This window comes from Rosettibacter sp. KY25 (assembly GCF_057554405.1).
The window spans coordinates 98,003-118,212 of the sequence record NZ_BAAJAO010000005.1 but is presented as its reverse complement, the minus strand read 5'-3'; the positions used below and the strand labels follow the sequence as shown (position 1 = coordinate 118,212).

The following is a 20,210-nucleotide window of genomic DNA, read 5'->3' as shown; positions in this document are numbered from 1 at the left end:
TTAAAATAAAACTCCATTTTTCTTTATAACTTCTCTCGCAATAATTCCTTTTTGAATTTCATTTGTCCCTTCAAAAATTCTATTGATGCGGGAATCACGATAAAATCTTTCTATTGGCAATTCGCGTGAATAACCCATCCCGCCATGAATTTGAACTGCATAATCTGCAATTTTATCCAAAGATTCAGAACAGTATAATTTTACTATAGCAGATTGATGAGATATATCTTTTCCTAAATCGTAATCTACTGCTGTTCTATACACTATTGATTCCATGTTATAAATCATCATTGCCATTTCTGCCAGCATAAATTGAACTGCTTGAAAATTAGAAATTGTTTGGTCAAATTGTTTTCGTTGCTTTGCATAACGAGTGGAAAGTTCTAAAAGTTCTTTTGCTGCACCAAGACAAGCTGCACCCAATCCTAATCTTCCTGCATCAAGTGTTTTCATAGCCAATATAAATCCACGCCCTTCTTTGCCTAATAAATTTTCTTTAGGAATTCTTACATTATCAAATGTAATAGGATTGGTTGTGCTTCCTTTAATTCCCATTTTCTTTTCTGGAGGTCCGGCATGAAAACCAGGAGTATCAGTTTCAACAATGAATGCGCTGATTCCTTTTGATGTTCTTGCAAACACAGTAACAATATCAGCAATGCCGCCGTTTGTTATCCAGAGTTTTTCACCATTAAGAACCCATTCATTTCCATCAAGTTCTGCTTTTGTTTTTACATTAAATGAATCTGAACCTGCTTGTGCTTCAGTTAAACAGAATGCACCGATTTTTTCTCCTTTTGCAAGAGGCGTAAGAAATTTTTTCTTTTGTTCTTCGTTACCACCAATATAAATTGCATTAGCACCAATTGATTGATGAGCACCAATGAAAGTTGCAGTTGACATACAGCCTCTTGCAATTTCTTCCTGCATAATGCAATAGCCAACTTCTCCAAATCCCCCACCGCCATATTCTTCTGGAAATGCAACGCCAAGAAATCCAAGTTCAGCTAATTTCTTAATTAGTTCATCAGGAATTTTTTCTTCTTCATCAATTTTTGATGCAATTGGTTTAATTTCATTGTTAACAAAATCGCGAACAGTTTCGCGAAGCATTTTTTGTTCTTCTGTGAAGGTGAACTCGTTCATTTATTTATACCTGTTTTGTTGGATTGTCAATCCGTCTTGAAGGCAAGATGAGCTTTTTCACCTATAAAATTTACAATATATTCGCCACCATCCACACCAATCACATTGCCGGAAATCCAGTCACATTTTTCATCGCACAATGCTACGATTGCTTTTGCGATATCTTCAGGTGTTGTAAGTCTGCCTTGAGGGTTTTTAAATTGTGCAGCTTGAAGCATTTTATCGAACATTGGAATTTTTCTTCCTGCAGGTGTATCTGTTACACCAGCCATAATTGCATTGCAGGTTACTCTCATCGAACCGAGTTCAACAGCAAGTTGACGAATGTGAGCTTCGAGCGCAGCTTTGGCTGCAGATACTGCTCCATAATTTGGAATAACTGTATGTGAACCTGCACTTGTAAGTGCAAAGATTCTTCCACCATGAGCAAGCAAATCTCTAAATACTAATCCTTGAGTCCAATAAACTAAAGAATGAGCCATCACTTCAAGTGTCATAGTCATTTGTGCTGGAGTTACACATTCATCAGGATTTTTTGAAATGAAAGGTTTGAGTGTTCCAAATGCAAGTGAATGAATCAATACATTAACTTTGGAATGTTCTTTTGAAGCAGCAAATCTTTCTTTTATTTCGTCGAGTGTATCATTTATTTTAATCTGGTCAGCTGCATTGATATTAAAATAAACTGCTTGTTGACCGTTCTTTTCTATTTTTTTAATTATTTGATGAACTTGTGGCATTGTTGCCTGGCGGTCAAGATGAACTCCAAAAATATTATAACCATGCTTTGAAAGTTCAATTGCAGAAGCTCCGCCAAATCCGCTTGATGCACCTAATATTAATGCCCACTTTTTTTCCATTGATTCTTCCTTATTTTTTTAAGTGTTTGCAAACTTAAGAAATAGAAAAAACAAATCAAATGCTTATGTTTTTATTAATGGAATTTTGTTTTAATGAAATGTGTAATGAATAATTTTTTGCAACAACATAAATTTTATTCAGAATCAAAATAGTTTACTAAAAGAAATAAAAGAGTTCATTTGATGTTGTTCTGATTTTTTATAGATGGAATCATTTTCATAAAAATTAGCTGACAAAATAAATAATATTTTCTTCGCCAATTAATTCTTTCAGCTTTTCAATAAAATCATCAACAAGACTTATTCGATAATCAATTGCAAAATCTCTTGTTGTTCCATTTTCTTTCACGCATAAGAGAACAGGAATGCTTCCTTCAAATTGTAACATTAATTGCTGAATTTTGTCAATTAATTCTGGATGATGGAATGAAGAATCCAAAATAATTCCAAGTCGTTTTGTAAATTTTTTTCTAACATCACTTAAAGGATAAGCTTCGTCTACATGAAGTTTAACTGTATCGCCGCTACTTTCAAGTTTTCCTTTAACCATAATTGTTGATTCTGGGAAAATAAGTTCGCCGAAATCTTTAAATGTTTTTGAAAACATCAAACAGTCACATGAACCGGAAAAATCATCGAGTTTAAAGAAAGCCATTTTATTTCCGTTCTTATCCATTTTATGAGTAACATCAGTCACAACACCGCAAGCACGAACTGTTTCGTTGAAGTTAAATGTTTCTGAATCTCCAAGATGGACAGTTGCAAATGAATTATATTCAATTTCGTATTTTCTTAATGGATGGTCACTCAAATAAAATCCAAGGACTTCTCTTTCTTTTGCAAGGAGTTCACGCGCATCCCATGGTCTAACATCTGGAAGGGTAGGTTCTTCGTAATGAAATTCTTCTGTATTGATTGCAAAAAGGCTGTCGGCATGAGATTCTTTTGCTGCTTTAATTTTACTTCCAAATTCAAGAGCTTCTTCAATAGCAGCATAATTTTGAGCTCTTGTTCCTCCGCATGAGTCAAGTGCACCTGCAAGCACAAGTCCTTCAAGTGCACGTTTGTTCACAATTCTTGTGTCAACATTCGCACAGAAATCATAGATACTTTTAAAATCTCTTCCTAATTCATCATGAGCTCTTTGAATTTCTTCGACTGCTTGAATGCCTACATTTTTAATTGCTGCCATTCCAAAAATTATTTTATTATCCTTAACCTGAAATTTTACAGTTGGATGATTAATATCAGGCGGTTGAACTTTAACACCAAGTTTTCTGCATTCTTCGAGTAGAATTGTAACTTTGTCTGTGTTATCAAATTTATTCGAAAGATTTGCTGCTAAAAATTCTTCAAGATAATGAGCTTTGAGATAAGCAGTTTGATATGCAAGAATACTGTATGCAACCGCATGACTTTTATTAAAACCATAGTTAGCAAATTTGTCGATTGCATCAAAAATTTCTCCTGCAATTTTAGCATCAATATTATTTTGTTCTGCTCCTTTTATAAATTTTTCTCGTTGTTCCTGCATTGCTTTCAAATCTTTTTTTCCCATTGCTCTTCTGAGCAAATCAGCTTCGGCAAGAGACATTCCTGCAACTTTATTTGCAATCTGAATTACTTGTTCCTGATAAACAATAATTCCATAAGTTTCTTTTAAGATTGGTTCAAGAACTGGATGCAAGTAAGTAATTTCTTTTCTACCATGCTTGCGAGCAATAAAATCATCAATAAAATCCATAGGACCTGGACGATAAAGAGCATTCATTGCAGCAAGATCTTTAATGCTCGTAGGCTTAAGTTTCTTCAGGTATTCACGCATTGGAGCGGATTCAAACTGGAATACTGCTGTTGTCTGACCTTTTGCAAAAAGTTCATAAGTTTTTGGGTCATCAACAGGAATATTTTCGATATCAATTGTTTCTCCTCGAGTTTCTTTAACAAGTTCAATTGTATCTCGAATAATTGAAAGAGTATCAAGACCAAGAAAGTCCATCTTCAAAATACCAGATTCTTCGAGGTCTTTCATATTGAATTGAGTTACAGTAGCAGTTTCTCCTTGTTCACCATAAATTGCAAGAGGAACAAAATCGCTAACATCACCTGGAGTAATTACAACTCCCGCAGCATGTTTTGATGCATTTCGATTCATTCCTTCAAGTATTCTTGCATACTTGATAAGTTCTTTAATTACCGGGTCATCAGATTTTTTAATCCACTGAAGTTCAGGAACTTCTTCTAATGCCTGATCAATTGTATAGACTCTTCCAAATTTTGAAGGAATCCATTTTGTAATGTTATCAACTTGAGGAATTGGTATTTTGAGAACTCTTGCAACATCTCGAATGACCTGACGGGATGATAATCTGTTAAATGTAATAATTTGTGCAACTGAATTTTCGCCATATTTTTCTTTAACATAATTTATTACTTCTTCTCTTTTATCATCTGCAAAATCAACATCAATATCTGGCATCGATTTTCTTGCTGGATTCAAAAATCTTTCGAAGAGTAAATTGTATTCAAGTGGATTTACATTTGTAATTCCAAGAACATAAGCAACAAGACTTCCAGCAGCACTGCCTCGACCTGGACCAACTGGAATTCCTTTTTTCTTTGAAGCATTTATAAAATCCTGAACAATCAGAAAATATCCAGCATAACCCATTTGATTGATAACATCAAGTTCATACTTAAGTCGTTCTTCAATTTCCGGAGTAACTTTCTTAAATCTTTTTTCTAATCTTTCATAAGCTAATTGAACAAGATACTCTTCAAGTGTTTTTGTTTTATCCGGCAATGGAAAAATTGGGAAATGATGACCTTTGAAATCGAGTGTTAAATTTATTTTCTCTTCTATCTCAAGTGTATTTTCAATTGCACCTTTATAATTCTTGAAAAGTTTTTTCATCTCTTCAGCACTTTTAAAATAAATCTGGTCTGTTCCATATCTTAAATCATGGTAGTCTGCATTTCCAGATTTATCTCCAAGTAGAAGTAAAATGTTATGAGCAATTGAATGGTCTTTTTCAATGTAATGAATGTCATTAGTTGCAACAAGTTTAATGTTCAATTCTTTTGCAAGTTTTGGCATTCCAGCAAGAATTGGTTTCTCAACTTCCATTCCATGGTCTTGAATTTCAAGATAGAAATCATCACCAAACAATTCTTTCAGCTTGATTGCAATTTCTTTTGCTTTGTCCCATTTGTCATTAATTAATTGTGTGGAAATTGGTCCTGCAGGACAAGCAGATGTGCAAATCAATCCTTCTTTATATTTAGTAAGAATTTCAAGGTCAATTCGTGGTTTGTAATAAAATCCTTCTGTATGGCCAATTGTAGAAATTTTCATTAAGTTTTTGTAACCAATTTCATTTTTAGCAAGAAGGACAAGATGGCTGTAGTGTTTTGATTTTCTTTTACCATTTTCAGAATCAGTTACTTTTTCAAATCTGCTTTTTTCAAAATCAACATAAGCCTCCATTCCAATAATTGGTTTAATTCCTTCTGCTTTTGCTTTTTTATAAAATTGAAGAACACCAAACATTACTCCGTGATCAGTTAGTGCAACTGCGTGCATATCATTTTTCTTAGCAGCTAAAACTAAATCTTCAACTGTGCACGCAGCATCCTGCAAACTATAATGTGAATGATTATGTAGATGTATAAAATCTGACATTTCAATTTACCTTTAATTGAATATTGATTGAGAAGCTTTTTATTAAATAATAACTGAATTTTTCAAACAATAAAGAATATCAATTATAAAATAGAGATTCTTCTTCTCCTCATGCAAACAGAAAGACAATTTTTATTTTTGAAATAACTTACTATAGCATCTAAGTTCCTTTAATAATATCATTCTTCCATTTTCACTACTTTAATTTTGGTTTGTGTAAAAAGTAATTTTATCAATCTTGAAGTGTGCTAAAATAATTTTTAATATGTGTTCTATCTTGTATCTTGCATCTTCCTTTTCAGATATCTTACACAATTAATCTTACAATCTTGTAAACTTTCAGTACTGCAATTTTGTAATTTAATTCATCTGCAATCCTCAATTCTATCATTTCAAGCTTGCTAAATTTTTTCTCAACTTTTATCCTTTTTCCTTTAACCTGAAATTTTAACCTGCAACCTTAATTCTTCCCAGTGTGTCCAAAACCACCTTCTCCTCGTTGGCTTTCGTTAAGGTCTTCGACTTCAATGAATTCTGCTTTATAAACTTTTGAAAGAACAATTTGAGCTATTCTATCGCCCCGTTTAACCACATAATCTTCATTACTAAAATTAAACAAAATCACTTTTATTTCTCCTCGATAATCTGAATCAATAGTTCCTGGAGAATTCAACAACCCGATTCCATGCTTTGCTGCAAGACCACTTCTTGGTCTAACTTGAATTTCATATCCATATGGAATTTCCACTTTTAAATTTGTTGGAATTACTGCATAACTTCTTGCTGGTATTATGATATCACCATCAACAGCTGCTCGCAAATCTAACCCGCTGCTTCCTTCAGTTGCATATTCCGGCAATGATATATCAAAATACTTTTCTGATATTCTTTTTACTTTCACTTTTTCAGTAGCTATAAATTCTAAATCTGATTTATCATTTTCGTTTTTGTTAAGGAGTGCGGATAAAATCACAAATAATTTTCTATCAAAATAATTTTTCGACAACAAATAAATTTCCCACACAAGAATCATCAGCAACAAAGGAAGTAATATTTTGCCAAGATTTCCTAATCGAGAAATTTCTAACATTACAAATGAAATTAATATAACAATTGACAACACAGCTATTGCAATGCTAATTTGCAACCATTTATCTTTTACTATTCGATTTACTCTCTCGTATTCTCTTAGAAGAGCTATAAAATTTTTGGGCTTTATATCAATCATTTCTTCTCAATATTTTGAAATTCATTAACAAATTTTTACTGATGATTTTCATTATGAAAAGCAGCATCAGATATGAAATCATTAAAATTAATTTTACAGGGATATTTAATAAGTTATTGTAATAAAGGAAATAATACCCAATGCAAGTTACAAAAATGAGTAATAATATTTTTGAGATTTTTTGAAACTCATAATTTATTTTATAAACTTTTTGTGAAAACATAAATAAAGTTGATGCCATAACTATGTAACTTGCCAAAGTTGCTATTGCAGCTCCCATAATTCCCAGAATTGGAATCAATAAAACATTCACAATAACATTTACTAATGCACCTAAACCTGTAACAATTGGAAAGTATTTTGTTTTTTCTTCGATATATAAACCTGCCTGAAAATTAACATACATTCCATTAAACAAATAAGCCAGCAAGATGATTGGAACTATAGATAATCCTCCCCAAAATTTATAACCAATCAAACTTACATTTCCATAGAATTTTATTTTTGCAACATCTTCTATAAATAAAGATAGAATTAACCATACAATCGAAGAAGCAATCAAAAAGAGCGTAAGCACTTTTGAAAAAATATCTTTTGCATTTTTTTCTTTTGCTGTAGTAAGTAGAAATGGCTGCCATGCAAATTGAAACATTTGAACAATCAACATCATAAATATTCCAAGCTTATAATTTGCTTGATAAATTCCGAGCGTCTCTTCATTTGTAAGAGCAAGAACTATTGGTCTATCAATTACCTGAACAATTGTTGCTGCGATGCTTGCAGGCAAATATGGAATTGCAAATTTAAGCATGGGTTTTAAAAATTCTTTTTCAATTTTTAGAACAAGATTTTTTATAATATCCTTTGAAAGCAAAATTAAAGAAAACAGAGAAGCTGAAAGATTAGCAATTAATATTGCTTCAATTCCCATTTTAAATTTCAGAACAAGAAGAAGATTAAGAAAAATGTTCAATAAAATATTGCCGAGACGAATCAGTGTAAATCTGATTGATTTTCTTTGTAATCTTAAATTTGCATATGGAACAATAGCTAATGTATCGGCAAAAATTATCAGTATTAAGTAATAATATAGATAAAAATAATTTTGAGGGATTTCAATTAATCTAACAAGAGGATATCTGAATAAAAACAAAATCAAGGAAAAAAATAAAGAGGAAATTGTTACACATAAAAATGCAGTAGAATATACTTCTTTCTTTTTATTATCTGTTGCAGTGGAGCTGTATTTCATGAATGCAGCATCCATTCCATAAATAAAAATAATATTAAGAAAAGCTATGTAAGCATAAATGTTTGAATAGATACCAACTTCGGCAGGAGAAAATACATTTGTATAAAAAGGCACAAGAAGGAAATTCAGAAATCTTCCTATAATTGTACTGATTCCGTAAATGACTGTGTCTTTTGTAAGTTCTTTTATTTTATCAAACATTCTGCAAACTTGGATGAAATAACAAAAACAAATTACGAAAAATCATAGAAACAAAATGTTAAGAAATTAGAAGTACGGAGAAAGAAGCAAGAAGAAGAATTTTGATAAAGTTATTTATTTCAAAAATATTTCTTTAATGCATCAACATAAATTTTGGGTGGACGAACTGCTTTTTTTGTATCGGATTTAATAAAGATATGAGTTGTAAATCCCTCTGCAACAATTTCTTTTGTTTCCTTTCTTCTTATCACATATTCAATATGAACTTTAGGTGAATGTAATTCTTTGACCATTGCTTCAATTTCAAGTATATCATCATAATAAGCCGGATTTTTATATTTTACATTTGCCTCGATTAGAGGAAGCTGATAACCATTTTTTTCCAGTTCTGCATAAGATAAACCTGTAGACCTTAAAAGCTCAGTTCTGCCAACTTCAAAATATTCGAGATATTTGCCATTATAAACAAATTGCATTTGGTCTGTATCAGCATATCTAACGCGAATTTCAGTAATATAACTCAGCATGTTAACTGTATAAAGAAAAATTTATAATGATTTAATTCTTTCTCCTTGCTTGTTCCTTCTTACTTCTTGTTACTCAATATAAACCCCCATCTTTCCAAATTTTTCAAGTCGATTTTGAACAAGTTTTTCTGGTTTAATTTTTATCAATGCAGCAAGTTCTTCTTTCAGAATTGCTTTCAAAGTATTAGCCATTCCCTGATGGTCTTTGTGTGCACCGCCTAAAGGTTCAGGTACAATTCTATCAATAATTCCTTGTTGAAGTAAGTCATCAGCAGTAAGTTTAAGAGCTTCTGCAGCTTGTTCTTTATAGTCCCAGCTTCGCCATAAAATACTTGAGCAAGATTCAGGACTAATAACCGAATACCATGTATTTTGAAGCATTAAAATTCTATCGCCAACGCCTATACCAAGTGCACCACCACTTGCCCCTTCACCAATAATTACAACAATAATAGGAACTTTAAGTCGACTCATTTCAAGAAGATTTCTTGCAATAGCTTCTGCCTGACCTCTTTGTTCTGCTTCAAGTCCAGGATATGCACCAGGTGTATCGAGCATTGTTATTACTGGTTTATTAAACTTTTCAGCGAGTTTCATCAATCGAAGTGCTTTACGGTAACCTTCGGGATTTGGCATTCCAAAATTTCTATAGAGATTTGATTTTGTATCTCTCCCTTTTTGATGACCAATAATCATAACTTTGTATTCATCAAGTTTTGCAAATCCACCAACAATTGCATGGTCATCTTTGAACAAACGGTCACCATGCAGTTCTACAAAGTCTTCGGTCATCATGTAAATGTAATCGAGTGTATAAGGTCTTTCGGGATGGCGAGCCAGCTGGACTCTCTGCCAGCGTGTTAAATTCTCATAAATATTTTTTTTGAGTTGAATTACTTTCTCCTCGAGTGTTTTAATTTCATTTGTTATATCGAGATGCCCTTCATATTTGCGCATCTCTTCGATTTTGTTTTCAAGTTCTATTATTGGCTTTTCAAAATCAAGTGTGTTTTTTGCCATTTGTTACTCCGTCCTTAGAATCATTTTTGTTATTGTTCTTCCAAGTATTTCTAAATCGAGCCAGATATTTTGATTCCTTGCATAAAAAATATCAAGACTTTTTATTTCTTCTTCATCATCTGGAGAAATATTTTCAACATACCACAAGCCTGTAATTCCAATTTTACCCACATACAATTCTCCATAATAAGAATTGCTGCGTGGTCCCACAAAACTTTTCTTCCCTTTCAATACATCAGGTATCTGTAATAAAAAATTTAATAAGTCGTTCTTTTTCGATGTGAATTTCTTGAGTAAAAATATGAAAGGATAAACCAAAAGTAAAATTAAACTCAAAGTGAAATCAAAAATTAATTTTGTAATTCTGTGTCCAAATGATGAAATATTATACTGAATCTTCAGCAGTGGTATATCATCAAGCATTGTTACAGAAGATTTTCCAACAAGATAATCAAGTTCTTTTCCTGCAACCATAAATTCAACATTTAAACCCTGACATTCAGATACTACAGAAAAAATTTGTTCAAAAGAAATTTCATCTGAAGAGAAAATTACTCTTTCAATTTTTTCATCTATGATTAATTTTTTTATGTTATCAAGAGAACCTAAAACTTTGTAATTGCCAATTTTTTCACCGATGTATTTGCGAGTCGTTCCAATAAAACCAACAATTTGATAAAGTGAAGTAATGCTTGATTTCAGTTTTAATGCAAGCTCATTTGACTTTATTTGATTTCCAACAATTAATGTACGTGCTTTTTTGGATTCACTTATTAATCCAAGTTTGAATACAACTTTTACTATTATTCTCCATGAAGAAAAAACAAAGAATGCTAAAATGTAAGTAATTAAAACAACTGCTCGACTGAATGCAAATTGTTTCAAGAAATAGGTAAGAGCTGAAAGAACAATAAAGCCATAAAAAAGCGAGATTAAACATTTAAGCACAGAAATAGAATTTTTACGATAAACTCCAGCAATTGATGAAATAAAAATTTGAAGAAGTGCGGGCATAAAATAAACCCAAGGAACAACATAATATGGAAATCCTCTCCAGTGTTCGTTAGCATAAATTTTTTCTGCAAAGAAAACAGATGCACTGAAGAAAATGAAATCAAGAAAAATGCTAATGATTGGAAGTTTATAAACATAAGCAAATGCAATTAACTTTCTGAATAGAATTGCAATCTGCAAAATTGTTTCTACAATAAAAGAAGAAGAGAAGTGTTTTCTTACAAAAAGATGCATTGCATCATAAAATAATTTGGTTTCATCTATTTTGCTTCTTTTTGTGCTTTCTCCTTTATAGTGAATTATTTCGGTAGAATGAACATAATAGACTTTGTAATTTGCTTTTTGAGCACGGTAACACAAATCTAAATCTTCTCCATACATAAAAAATTGAGGATCAAAGCCGCCAATTTTTTCGTAGACTTCTTTACGCATCATCATAAATGCACCGCTTACAGCATCAACTTCATAAGTTTGATTTTCATCAAGATATGTCAAATTATATCTTGCAAACAAACGACTTTTTGGAAATAACTTACTTAAACCCATAACTTTTGTAAAAGAAGTCCATGGACCTGGAAAACCTCTTCTGCAAGCAAGTTGAAGTGTGCCATCTGGATTAAGAACTTTACAGCCAGCAATTCCACATTCAGGATGTTCTTCAAAAAAATTAATCATTGTTTCTAATGTATCTTCACGAACAATAGTATCAGGATTGATTAGCAAAAAATATTTTCCTTTTGCTTCTTTAAGAGCAAGATTATTTGCTGCACCAAATCCAATATTTTCAGAATTTTCAATTAGTTTTACTTCAGGAAATTTTTCTTTGATTGCTTCGATGCTTCCATCATCTGATGCATTATCAACAACAATAATCTCAACAGAAATTTTTGATGCAGCTTTTCTTATTGAATCAAGCAGATTCAATAAAAATTCTTTAACATTGTAATTTACTATGATAATTGATAAATCAATCATAGTCTCACTTATAAAATCCTAATAATCCTCTTAAGCGTAATTTCCAGACCATAAAAACTGCTTCATAAACAATTTTCTTCGACATCTTTGAAGTTCCTTGAGTTCGTTCAACAAATACAATTGGTATTTCAGTAATTTTAAATTTTTTCTTCCATGTAATGAAATTCATTTCTATTTGAAATGAATAACCATTGGAACGAATTTTATCGAGGTCAATTGCTTCAAGAACTTTTCTTCTAAAACATTTAAAGCCGCCTGTTGCATCTTTAATTGGCATGCCTGTGATTATTCTTGTGTAAAGATTTGCAAAGTAACTAAGCAGTAATCTTTTGATTGGCCAGTTAATTACTCGAACGCCATTTGTGTATCGGCTACCAATAACTAAATCGTAATCTTTAATTTTCTTCAAAAAATTTTTTATTTCTTTAGGGTCGTGAGAAAAATCAGCATCCATTTGAATTGCTACATCGTAACCATTATTAAGCATATACTTAAATCCTTCGACATATGCTGTGCCTAATCCCATTTTGCCTTGTCGTTTAATCAATTTTACTCGAGATTCATTTCTGCCCAATTCTTCAACATAATTTGCTGTTCCATCTGGAGAATTGTCATCTACAATTAAGATGTCTATTTCAGGATACTTTTCGAGTAAATATGGAATTAATTTTTGAATATTATCCAATTCATTATAAGTTGGAATGATAACGAGTGTTCTGAATGAATTAGTCATAATGTCCTTTCCCAAAAAGAACTACAAAAATTGTTCTTAAGATAATTTTAAAATCAAGTCTTAAACTCATGTTCTCGATATAAAATAAATCGTAACGCAATTTAATTTTTACATCATCAATTGTTTCATCATATTTATGTTTAACTTGAGCCCACCCTGTAAGACCAGGACGAACTTTTAATCTTCTTTTATAGAGTGGAATTTCTTTTGAGAGTTTTTCTACAAAATAAGGTCTTTCCGGACGAGGTCCAACAAAACTCATATCTCCTTTCAAAATATTTATTGCCTGAGGAATTTCATCAAGTCGAATTTTTCGTAAAATTTTTCCAACTTTTGTTATGCGCGGGTCATCTTTTTTCGACCAAACAGGACCAGTATGTTTTTCTGCATCTTTAATCATTGTTCTGAATTTAATAATCTTAAAAATTTTTCCATTCATTCCCATTCTTTCTTGCTTATAAAAAACTGGTCCTTCGCTTTCAAGTTTAATTGCAATTGCAGCAAGAATTGTTACAGGTGATGTAACAATCAGCATAATTAAAGAAAGAACAATGTCCATCAGTCTTTTTAATTTCTTTTCCCATTCAGGCATAAGTTCAGGCATTATATCGATTAAAGGTATGCCGTAAATTTGAGATGTTTTTACCTGACCACTGATGATGTCATACAAATCAGGAACAATTTTTATTTCAACATTCTTTCCATCACATTTTGATATTAATTCAAGAATTAAATCTTCGTGATGTCGTTCTACCGATATGATAACATTTTTCACATTATAATTATCAATAACCTTTTCAAGGTTCTCGGCTGTATCAAGAACTTTTCTGCCTTTGTAATCTTTATCAACATTTTGATTCATCACAGAGACAAACCCAACCACATCCAATCCCAATCCTCTATGATTTTCTATCATATCAAAAATTTCTTGAGCCTTCGAATTATATCCAATAATTACTGCATTTCTTCTGCCAAAACCTTTTATAAGCAGACTGCGCTGAATACTTCTTATTAAAATTCTTCCTGAACCTACAATTACAAAAAATATTAACCAGTAAAGAAAAATATAGAATCGGAGAGGAGTTGCAACACCAGTTCTATAATCATCATAAAGAATTAAAAACAAGAGAATGAAAATTCCCACAAAAGATGTTTTGAATAGTGTAGATATTTCATCAAATCGAGATTGTGCAAACCAAGTTCTATACATTCCTACCAGAGTAAATATTATAAGCCAGTAAAAGTAAATTGCAAGCATCGGCAGGAAGAAATCCGGCTGAGAAATTAATTCGAACCAGCCGGTATTAACTCGCAAATAAAAAAACAAGAACCACGAAAAATTTATTGTTATAAAATCGGTTATAAGTAAAAATATTTTTTCTGATTTTTTATTCAATTTCTCCTCGACAATAATTAGAATTTTTGTAAAACTTTTTCAGCAATAAAATCACCAATTGATAAAGATGCAGTTGCAGCTGGAGATGGAGCATTGCAAACATGAACTACTCTTTTGTCTTCAACAAAATAAAAATCATCAAGCAAACCACCGTCCTTACTGCAAGCCTGTGCACGAACTCCTGCGCCACCAGCAATTAAATCTTCTTGTCGAATATCTGGCACTAACTTTTGCAATGCTTTTGTAAATGCTTTTTTGCTGAACGAACGATAATATTCATACAAGCCTGCTCTCCAGTTTTTACTTGCAATTTTATAAAAACCTTTCCATGTAAATGTATCAATTGTATCTCGAAGATTAAAACTTATTTTGGAATAACCTTCTCGTTTAAAAGTAAGAACTGCATTTGGACCAGCTTCTACTTCATCATTAATCATTCTCGTAAAATGAACTCCCAAAAATGGAAATTCTGGATCAGGCACAGGATAAATTAAAGAATTGACAAGATATTTTTTTTCATCTTTAATTTTATAATACTCACCACGAAATGGAATAATTCTTATCGGCAAATTGGGATGAGTTAACTTTGCAATCCTATCGGAATAAAGTCCTGCACAAGAAACAACAAATTTTGATTGAAAAGAATTGTTTTGAGTAATCACTTCACAGAAATCTGTTTTTATCCTGATATCTTTTACTTCATGATTAAATTTAATTTCTGAATTATAATTGAGAATCAACTCAAGATATTTTTTTGATACTTCAAAATAATCAATTCTTCCAGTTTGAGGAACAAAAACAGCTTCCAAACCTGAAGCATAAGGTTCGTATTCCTTAATTTCATTTTTATTCAACTTTTTTAATCCTTCAAGACCATTTTGAATGCCGCGATGAAAGATGTTATTCAATATTGGGATTTCATCTTCAGTAGATGCAACAATAATTTTTCCGGTAATTTTATAATTAACTTCATGCTTATTACAAAAATCGATTAACATCTTGTAACCGCGTATGCAGTTAAGAGCCTTCAGACTTCCAGGTTTATAATAAATTCCTGAATGAATAACACCGCTGTTATTTCCTGTTTGATGTTTAGAAATATTACTTTCTTTTTCGAGAATTAACAATTTGAGATTTGGATTTTTTTCAAGCAGCTTAAGAGCAGAAGCCAAACCAACAATTCCAGCACCGATGATAATTATATCGAACATAGAAAATTATACTTTACTTTTATTAACTGTTGTTTGAATAATTTCTTCAAGTTTATCAATTATATTTTCCCATCTGTAATTCATTTGAACAAATTCATATCCTTTCTGTGCTACAGAATTTCTATAGTCATCATTTTCTAACAATTTAATTATTAACTCAGAATAATCTAATGGAGTTTTTGCAACAAGTAATACATTTTCTGCACCTTCAGCAAGTCCTTTCATTGTAAGTTCAGATGTTACACATGGAATTTTCATTGCCATTGCTTGAAGTAATTTATTTTGAAGTCCTGTTCCAAGCTGCATTGGGGCAATAAATATTTTTGCTTTTTTATAATACTCGCGAATGTCATCAGTCCAGCCTTTAACAATTACATTTTTTGAAACCAAAGATAAAATTCTTTTATTTGGAGAAGCACCTGCAATCAAAATTTTTATATCAGGTTTTTTCTTTAACAACAAAGGCAAAATATTCTTCACAATAAAAATTGATGCATCAACATTAGGCGGATAATTAAGATTACCAGAAAAGAAAACGTCGAATTCTTTTTCTGATTCCATTGGATAAAAATATTCGAGGTCAATTCCGTTAGGAACAACTTTTACACTCTCTTTCTTTTCAACAGGCAAAAAGTTTCTATCTTCTTTTGAAATTATTATACAACTATCAAATTTATTAAACACTTTCTTTTCATAATTTTTAACACGGTCATATTCTATTTTTATCAAAGGCTTCATTAAAAAATTGGATTTGGAAGCTCTTCGTTCAAGACCTTTAGAGATTATATCAACATAATCAATTATTTTAGGAATATTTTTTATATCAATAACATATTCGGCTGCTCTTATTAGTTGACAAAAAATTACATCTGGTTTAAAATCATCAATTGCTTTCATAATTTCTTTTTTAATCCGAGAGTTATAATAAAAAGCTGTTTGAAAAGGGATTGAGCTGAAAATTTTTCTTAATAGATTGAAAAAGATTTTATAAGGTGGGAGTGGTAATACCTTTATATTCTTACAAAAATTTTTTATTGGATTATTATCAACAGTATACGTTAAATTCTCATCTAATGAGAATAAAAAAATCTCATGATTTTTAGACAAGTATTTAATTTGGTAATAAGCGCGTAGCTTGTCACCTTTATCAATCGGGTAAGGTAATCTTGGAGTTAAATAAAATATTTTCATGAAATTAATTTATTCAATTATGTTAGATTCACTTTTGATTTTTTTTTCTTTCAAAAAGATAATTTTCTACTCTGCCAACTACTGTATCAAGATTTAATAAAGAAGAAACATTTTTACTTGCTTCTTTCATAAAATTGGTTCGAATTGAGTTATCATTAAAAATCTCGATAATCTTATTAGCAAAATTCTCCGGTGTATCAGCTTCAAAAACATATTTTTTTACATTTTCGTCAAACCCTTTTACTGCTAAACTAGTAGCCACTGTAGGAACACCTAATACAATTGCTTCTATAATTTTATTAGCGGTTCCAGCACCAAAACGCATAGGGGCAATGTTAACCTCACTTACTAAATATTCATATTTCAAATCTTCAACAAAACCTTTAACAATAACATTTTCACTCGATAAGTCTATTATGTCCTGTGTCGGGTCTTTTCCTACAATATACAATTTAGCATCAGGAACTCTTTTTAAAACATAAGGAAGAATTTCATTCACAAAATATTTTACAGCATCACGATTTGGGAAGTAAGGTAAATTACCAGTAAAAATAATTCTGTGTTTTTCTGGAATAATTTCTTCATACTTATAAATATTCGTATCAATTCCGTTTTCAAACAACTGAATATTAGTATGTATATTTCTTTGTTCCAGAAACTCTTTATCTATTTTTGAACAAACAAATACAGTGTCAAAATATTTTGAAATTTTTTCATATTCATAAACACGCTTTTTTTCTATAGTAAAGAAAATTCTATTTAATAAGCTTTGTTCGAACTCTAAAATTCTTTTAAGATATAATGAATAAGCATCGGTAAGATCAATTACTTTTAAGGTTTGTGGATTACTTACAGCATTATGATACTGCATTGTTGTAAAAATGTGAAAATAAGCTATATCATAATTCTCATTTGAAGTAAGTTCAGAAATTCTTTGCTTCAGTTTTTTATTGTAATAAAAAATTACTTGGAGTGGAGTTTTAGTAAAGAATGCAAGTATAAGTCGTAAATAAGCTCTCAGTTTTGAAAATTTTATTACTTCAATATCAATTCCAAGCTTTTTTAATTCTGATACATAGGATAATTCATTTTTATTTTTAAGAATTGATAAAACTTTTACATCGTGCTTTTTAATAAGTGTTTTAATTACATTATAAATCCTAAGTTTATCCCCGCGATAAGGTGGATAAGGAATGACTGGAGTAATAATTAATATTTTCAATTTCCTTAACATTTTTGTAAGAAAAAATATAAAAAAATATTCTAATATTTATATTTTAGCATAACAATCAAAGAGATGACTTTGAATATCTTACATATTAACAGTTTTGATAAAAAGGGTGGTGCAGAAATTGTTTTTAATATCTGCCGGAAAAATCCTTATGTAAAAAATTTTTCAGGATATGTAAAAATTTCAGATGATGGTGAGTATCCCGATATTAAATTTTTCAATTGGGAAGACAACAATAAGTTACTTGGAACAATAAACTACATTTTTTCTATCAAAAATTATTTTTCATTAAAAAGATTTTTAGAAAATCATGAGATTGATATAATTCACCTGCATGGATTTTTTGCTTCAATATCACCTTCTATACTTTTAGCAATAAAGAAAATCAAAAGAAGAAAAAACATTAAAGTAATCCAAACCCTACATGATTTTCACTTGGTATGTCCCAATGCCAGTCTTTACAATTTCAATAAAAATAAGTTGTGTGAAAAATGCATTGGCAGTAAAGTTAAGCTGCATATTATAAAAGATAATTGTGACAGGAGAGGATGGATACATTCTCTTATAAAAGGAATTCGTAGTTTTATCTCTAATAAATTTTTAAGACACAAAGAATTAATAGACATATTTATTTGCCCAGGAGAATTTATTAAATCAAAAATTATTCAAGATGGCATTCCAGAAAACAAAATTATTGTAATTCGAAATCCTGTAAATATTGATTTCAATGAATACACAAAGAAAGAAAATATAATTTGTTATTATGGAAGATTTTCCAAAGAAAAAAATTTAGAATTTTTGATTGATGCATTTACAAAATGGAAAGAAACAAATAATAATAATTTCAAGTTACTTCTGATTGGAGATGGCGAAGAAAAACCCAAACTTATAGACAGTACAAAGAAGAGTAAATTCAACAAGGATATTATTTTTGAAAGATTTGTTCCGCAGCAAGAACTTTTCAAACTGATAAAATCAGTAAAATATTTTTCATTGGCTTCAAACTGTTATGAAGTTGCTCCAATGTCGGTGATTGAAGCAATATCACTTAATATCATTCCGATAGCACCAGATATAGGAGGTATGGAAGAAAGCATAATTAAGTTATCCAAAGTCGGATTAACATATAAATCAAACGATATTAATTCTTGGATTAAAGCAATAAATATTTTAGAAAGTACATACGAGGAAAGAATTAAAGATTTAACAAATATTAAAAATATTCTTGTGAAAGAATTTTCAATAGAAAATTATTTATTGAAAATTAATGAAGTTTATCAATCACTAATTAATACGCATTGATTTTTCAGTTACTAGGGCAGTAATAAAGTAGATAACCATGAAGTTAAATACGAAATGAAGAAATGTTAGAACTGGTACAAAGAATGAAAAAGATATTACAAACACAAATATTGAATATATGGCAATTGAATTTATGTCAGGTTTTGTTCTCATCTTATAATAAGCAAAAGAAAAAATCATCCCTATTAAAAGCGGAAAGAGGGTAATTCCTAAAATTCCATAATCCCAGTAATAAACAAAAAACATTGTATATGTATTATAATTATTTGTAATTAAATGAGGGAACTTTGGCAAAGCCAGATATTCTGCCATAACATGTTTTAATCCTGTTAATGCAAAAACAAAATCAAATGAGAATAATCCATAAGTAAATTTTTCAATCTTAGATGCTGCATGCACAAAATTTTCAATGTTCATAACAATATACATGTAAGGTTCAGTAAGATATGCATATTTAATACTAAATTTCATTTGACTCAAATAATATAGATAATTTGCAATTGTTCCTGTTAATCTGATAAAAGTCATCCCGAACATAATCGCCAGACCAACAGTAGAAATTAAAACAACATTTCTAAGTCTAAGCAGATTTGTTAAATAATAAATTGTAGCTGCAGTAGAAATAATTGCTAAAGCTATATAGTATCTCTGAAGAAGAAAAGCATAGGTTAAAAAAGTAATTATAAAAACAATTGTTAAAATAATTTTTTTGAAAGGAGCTTTTTTGGTGATTATAAAGTAAAGTACGATTAAATAAATGATTGCAGGGAACGATTGTACAAAAAGACCAAAGCCAAAAATTCCCCAGTCATTTCTTGCAACTCCCGGATATTTAGTAAACAATGGAATATATCCGATTACTATTGCGGAAACTATGTATGATACTAAATATGCAATAAACAAAAGAATTATGTAACGAAAAAGTAAATTTGTATCAAATGTGAAGTCTTTTGTAATTCGACGAATTTCATTTATAGATTTTAATGGTTTCCCAATATTAATTACATACACAATAAAAAAACCTAGAATCATTGAAAGAAGAGATATCATCAACACTATCCAATTGTAAAATGACCAAATTTTCTGATATCTGCTTAATTTTAATTCTGCTAATCCTATTGCCAAAGCCCATATCATTATGAACAATCTTGAAGGAGAAAATACATCTGTATTTTTTCTAAATAATGTTAAAAACAACAAAATAAATACAGCAAAGCAGATGTATGAAGTTAATGGCATAT

General features: G+C 30.4%; 15 protein-coding genes. 1 reads left to right on the top strand and 14 read right to left on the bottom strand.

Annotated elements, in window-relative coordinates:
• From AC27L2_RS04900 to AC27L2_RS04840, 13 genes are all read right to left on the bottom strand, one after another.
• Positions 1 to 1,146, bottom strand: a complete 1,146-nt coding sequence (locus AC27L2_RS04900; protein WP_487210572.1) for an acyl-CoA dehydrogenase family protein — start codon at positions 1,144 to 1,146, stop codon at positions 1 to 3.
• 26 nt (positions 1,147 to 1,172) lie between these two features.
• A complete protein-coding gene (locus AC27L2_RS04895; RefSeq protein ID WP_487210571.1) occupies positions 1,173 to 2,006 on the bottom strand; it encodes an enoyl-ACP reductase FabI in 834 nt (277 codons plus the stop codon).
• Between the two features lie 226 nt (positions 2,007 to 2,232).
• Entirely contained in the window at positions 2,233 to 5,688 is a 3,456-nt protein-coding gene (dnaE, locus tag AC27L2_RS04890; RefSeq protein WP_487210570.1) for a DNA polymerase III subunit alpha, read from the bottom strand.
• 460 nt (positions 5,689 to 6,148) lie between these two features.
• Positions 6,149 to 6,721 carry a dUTP diphosphatase gene (gene dut / locus AC27L2_RS04885; protein ID WP_487210623.1) on the bottom strand — a complete coding sequence of 191 codons (573 nt, stop codon included), beginning with the start codon at positions 6,719 to 6,721 and terminating at the stop codon, positions 6,149 to 6,151.
• A gap of 187 nt (positions 6,722 to 6,908) precedes the next feature.
• Positions 6,909 to 8,369, bottom strand: coding sequence for a lipopolysaccharide biosynthesis protein (locus AC27L2_RS04880; RefSeq protein ID WP_487210569.1), 1,461 nt, complete (start codon positions 8,367 to 8,369; stop codon positions 6,909 to 6,911).
• Positions 8,370 to 8,488: 119 nt separating this feature from the next.
• Positions 8,489 to 8,896: an acyl-CoA thioesterase gene (locus AC27L2_RS04875; RefSeq protein WP_487210568.1), complete on the bottom strand. Its 408-nt coding sequence runs from the start codon at positions 8,894 to 8,896 to the stop codon at positions 8,489 to 8,491.
• Between the two features lie 69 nt (positions 8,897 to 8,965).
• Positions 8,966 to 9,916 carry an acetyl-CoA carboxylase carboxyltransferase subunit alpha gene (locus AC27L2_RS04870; RefSeq protein ID WP_487210567.1) on the bottom strand — a complete coding sequence of 317 codons (951 nt, stop codon included), beginning with the start codon at positions 9,914 to 9,916 and terminating at the stop codon, positions 8,966 to 8,968.
• Between the two features lie 3 nt (positions 9,917 to 9,919).
• Positions 9,920 to 11,905 carry a glycosyltransferase gene (locus AC27L2_RS04865; protein WP_487210566.1) on the bottom strand — a complete coding sequence of 662 codons (1,986 nt, stop codon included), beginning with the start codon at positions 11,903 to 11,905 and terminating at the stop codon, positions 9,920 to 9,922.
• A gap of 4 nt (positions 11,906 to 11,909) precedes the next feature.
• Entirely contained in the window at positions 11,910 to 12,638 is a 729-nt protein-coding gene (locus AC27L2_RS04860; RefSeq protein WP_487210565.1) for a polyprenol monophosphomannose synthase, read from the bottom strand.
• Positions 12,631 to 14,034: a sugar transferase gene (locus AC27L2_RS04855; RefSeq protein ID WP_487210564.1), complete on the bottom strand. Its 1,404-nt coding sequence runs from the start codon at positions 14,032 to 14,034 to the stop codon at positions 12,631 to 12,633. The genes AC27L2_RS04860 and AC27L2_RS04855 overlap by 8 nt, the downstream gene beginning before the upstream one ends.
• A gap of 17 nt (positions 14,035 to 14,051) precedes the next feature.
• A complete protein-coding gene (gene lhgO / locus AC27L2_RS04850) occupies positions 14,052 to 15,245 on the bottom strand; it encodes an L-2-hydroxyglutarate oxidase (protein ID WP_487210563.1) in 1,194 nt (397 codons plus the stop codon).
• 6 nt (positions 15,246 to 15,251) lie between these two features.
• The gene (locus tag AC27L2_RS04845) at positions 15,252 to 16,142 is read right to left on the bottom strand and encodes a glycosyltransferase (protein WP_487210562.1); all 891 of its coding nucleotides are present in this window, start codon (positions 16,140 to 16,142) and stop codon (positions 15,252 to 15,254) included.
• A 322-nt stretch (positions 16,143 to 16,464) separates the two neighbouring features.
• A complete protein-coding gene (locus AC27L2_RS04840) occupies positions 16,465 to 17,658 on the bottom strand; it encodes a glycosyltransferase (RefSeq protein WP_487210561.1) in 1,194 nt (397 codons plus the stop codon).
• 81 nt (positions 17,659 to 17,739) lie between these two features.
• On the opposite strand from AC27L2_RS04840, the gene AC27L2_RS04835 reads away from it, so the two are divergent.
• The gene (locus tag AC27L2_RS04835) at positions 17,740 to 18,969 is read left to right on the top strand and encodes a glycosyltransferase family 4 protein (protein WP_487210560.1); all 1,230 of its coding nucleotides are present in this window, start codon (positions 17,740 to 17,742) and stop codon (positions 18,967 to 18,969) included.
• Here AC27L2_RS04835 and AC27L2_RS04830 read toward each other — a convergent pair.
• Positions 18,952 to 20,208, bottom strand: coding sequence for an O-antigen polymerase (locus tag AC27L2_RS04830; RefSeq protein WP_487210559.1), 1,257 nt, complete (start codon positions 20,206 to 20,208; stop codon positions 18,952 to 18,954). The two genes, AC27L2_RS04835 and AC27L2_RS04830, sit on opposite strands and share 18 nt — an antisense overlap.
• Between the last annotated feature and the right edge of the window lie 2 nt (positions 20,209 to 20,210).

Bases quoted from the DNA above. Each gene is read 5' to 3' on its own strand.
- AC27L2_RS04895 (WP_487210571.1), bottom strand. From the start codon at position 2,006: ATGGAAAAAAAGTGGGCATTAATATTAGGTGCATCAAGCGGATTTGGC.
- AC27L2_RS04865 (WP_487210566.1), bottom strand. From the start codon at position 11,905: ATGATTGATTTATCAATTATCATAGTAAATTACAATGTTAAAGAATTT.
- lhgO (WP_487210563.1), bottom strand. From the start codon at position 15,245: ATGTTCGATATAATTATCATCGGTGCTGGAATTGTTGGTTTGGCTTCT.
- dut (WP_487210623.1), bottom strand. From the start codon at position 6,721: ATGATTCTTGTGTGGGAAATTTATTTGTTGTCGAAAAATTATTTTGAT.
- AC27L2_RS04870 (WP_487210567.1), bottom strand. From the start codon at position 9,916: ATGGCAAAAAACACACTTGATTTTGAAAAGCCAATAATAGAACTTGAA.
- dnaE (WP_487210570.1), bottom strand. From the start codon at position 5,688: ATGTCAGATTTTATACATCTACATAATCATTCACATTATAGTTTGCAG.
- AC27L2_RS04880 (WP_487210569.1), bottom strand. From the start codon at position 8,369: ATGTTTGATAAAATAAAAGAACTTACAAAAGACACAGTCATTTACGGA.
- AC27L2_RS04875 (WP_487210568.1), bottom strand. From the start codon at position 8,896: ATGCTGAGTTATATTACTGAAATTCGCGTTAGATATGCTGATACAGAC.
- AC27L2_RS04900 (WP_487210572.1), bottom strand. From the start codon at position 1,146: ATGAACGAGTTCACCTTCACAGAAGAACAAAAAATGCTTCGCGAAACT.
- AC27L2_RS04845 (WP_487210562.1), bottom strand. From the start codon at position 16,142: ATGAAAGCAATTGATGATTTTAAACCAGATGTAATTTTTTGTCAACTA.
- AC27L2_RS04860 (WP_487210565.1), bottom strand. From the start codon at position 12,638: ATGACTAATTCATTCAGAACACTCGTTATCATTCCAACTTATAATGAA.
- AC27L2_RS04830 (WP_487210559.1), bottom strand. From the start codon at position 20,208: ATGCCATTAACTTCATACATCTGCTTTGCTGTATTTATTTTGTTGTTT.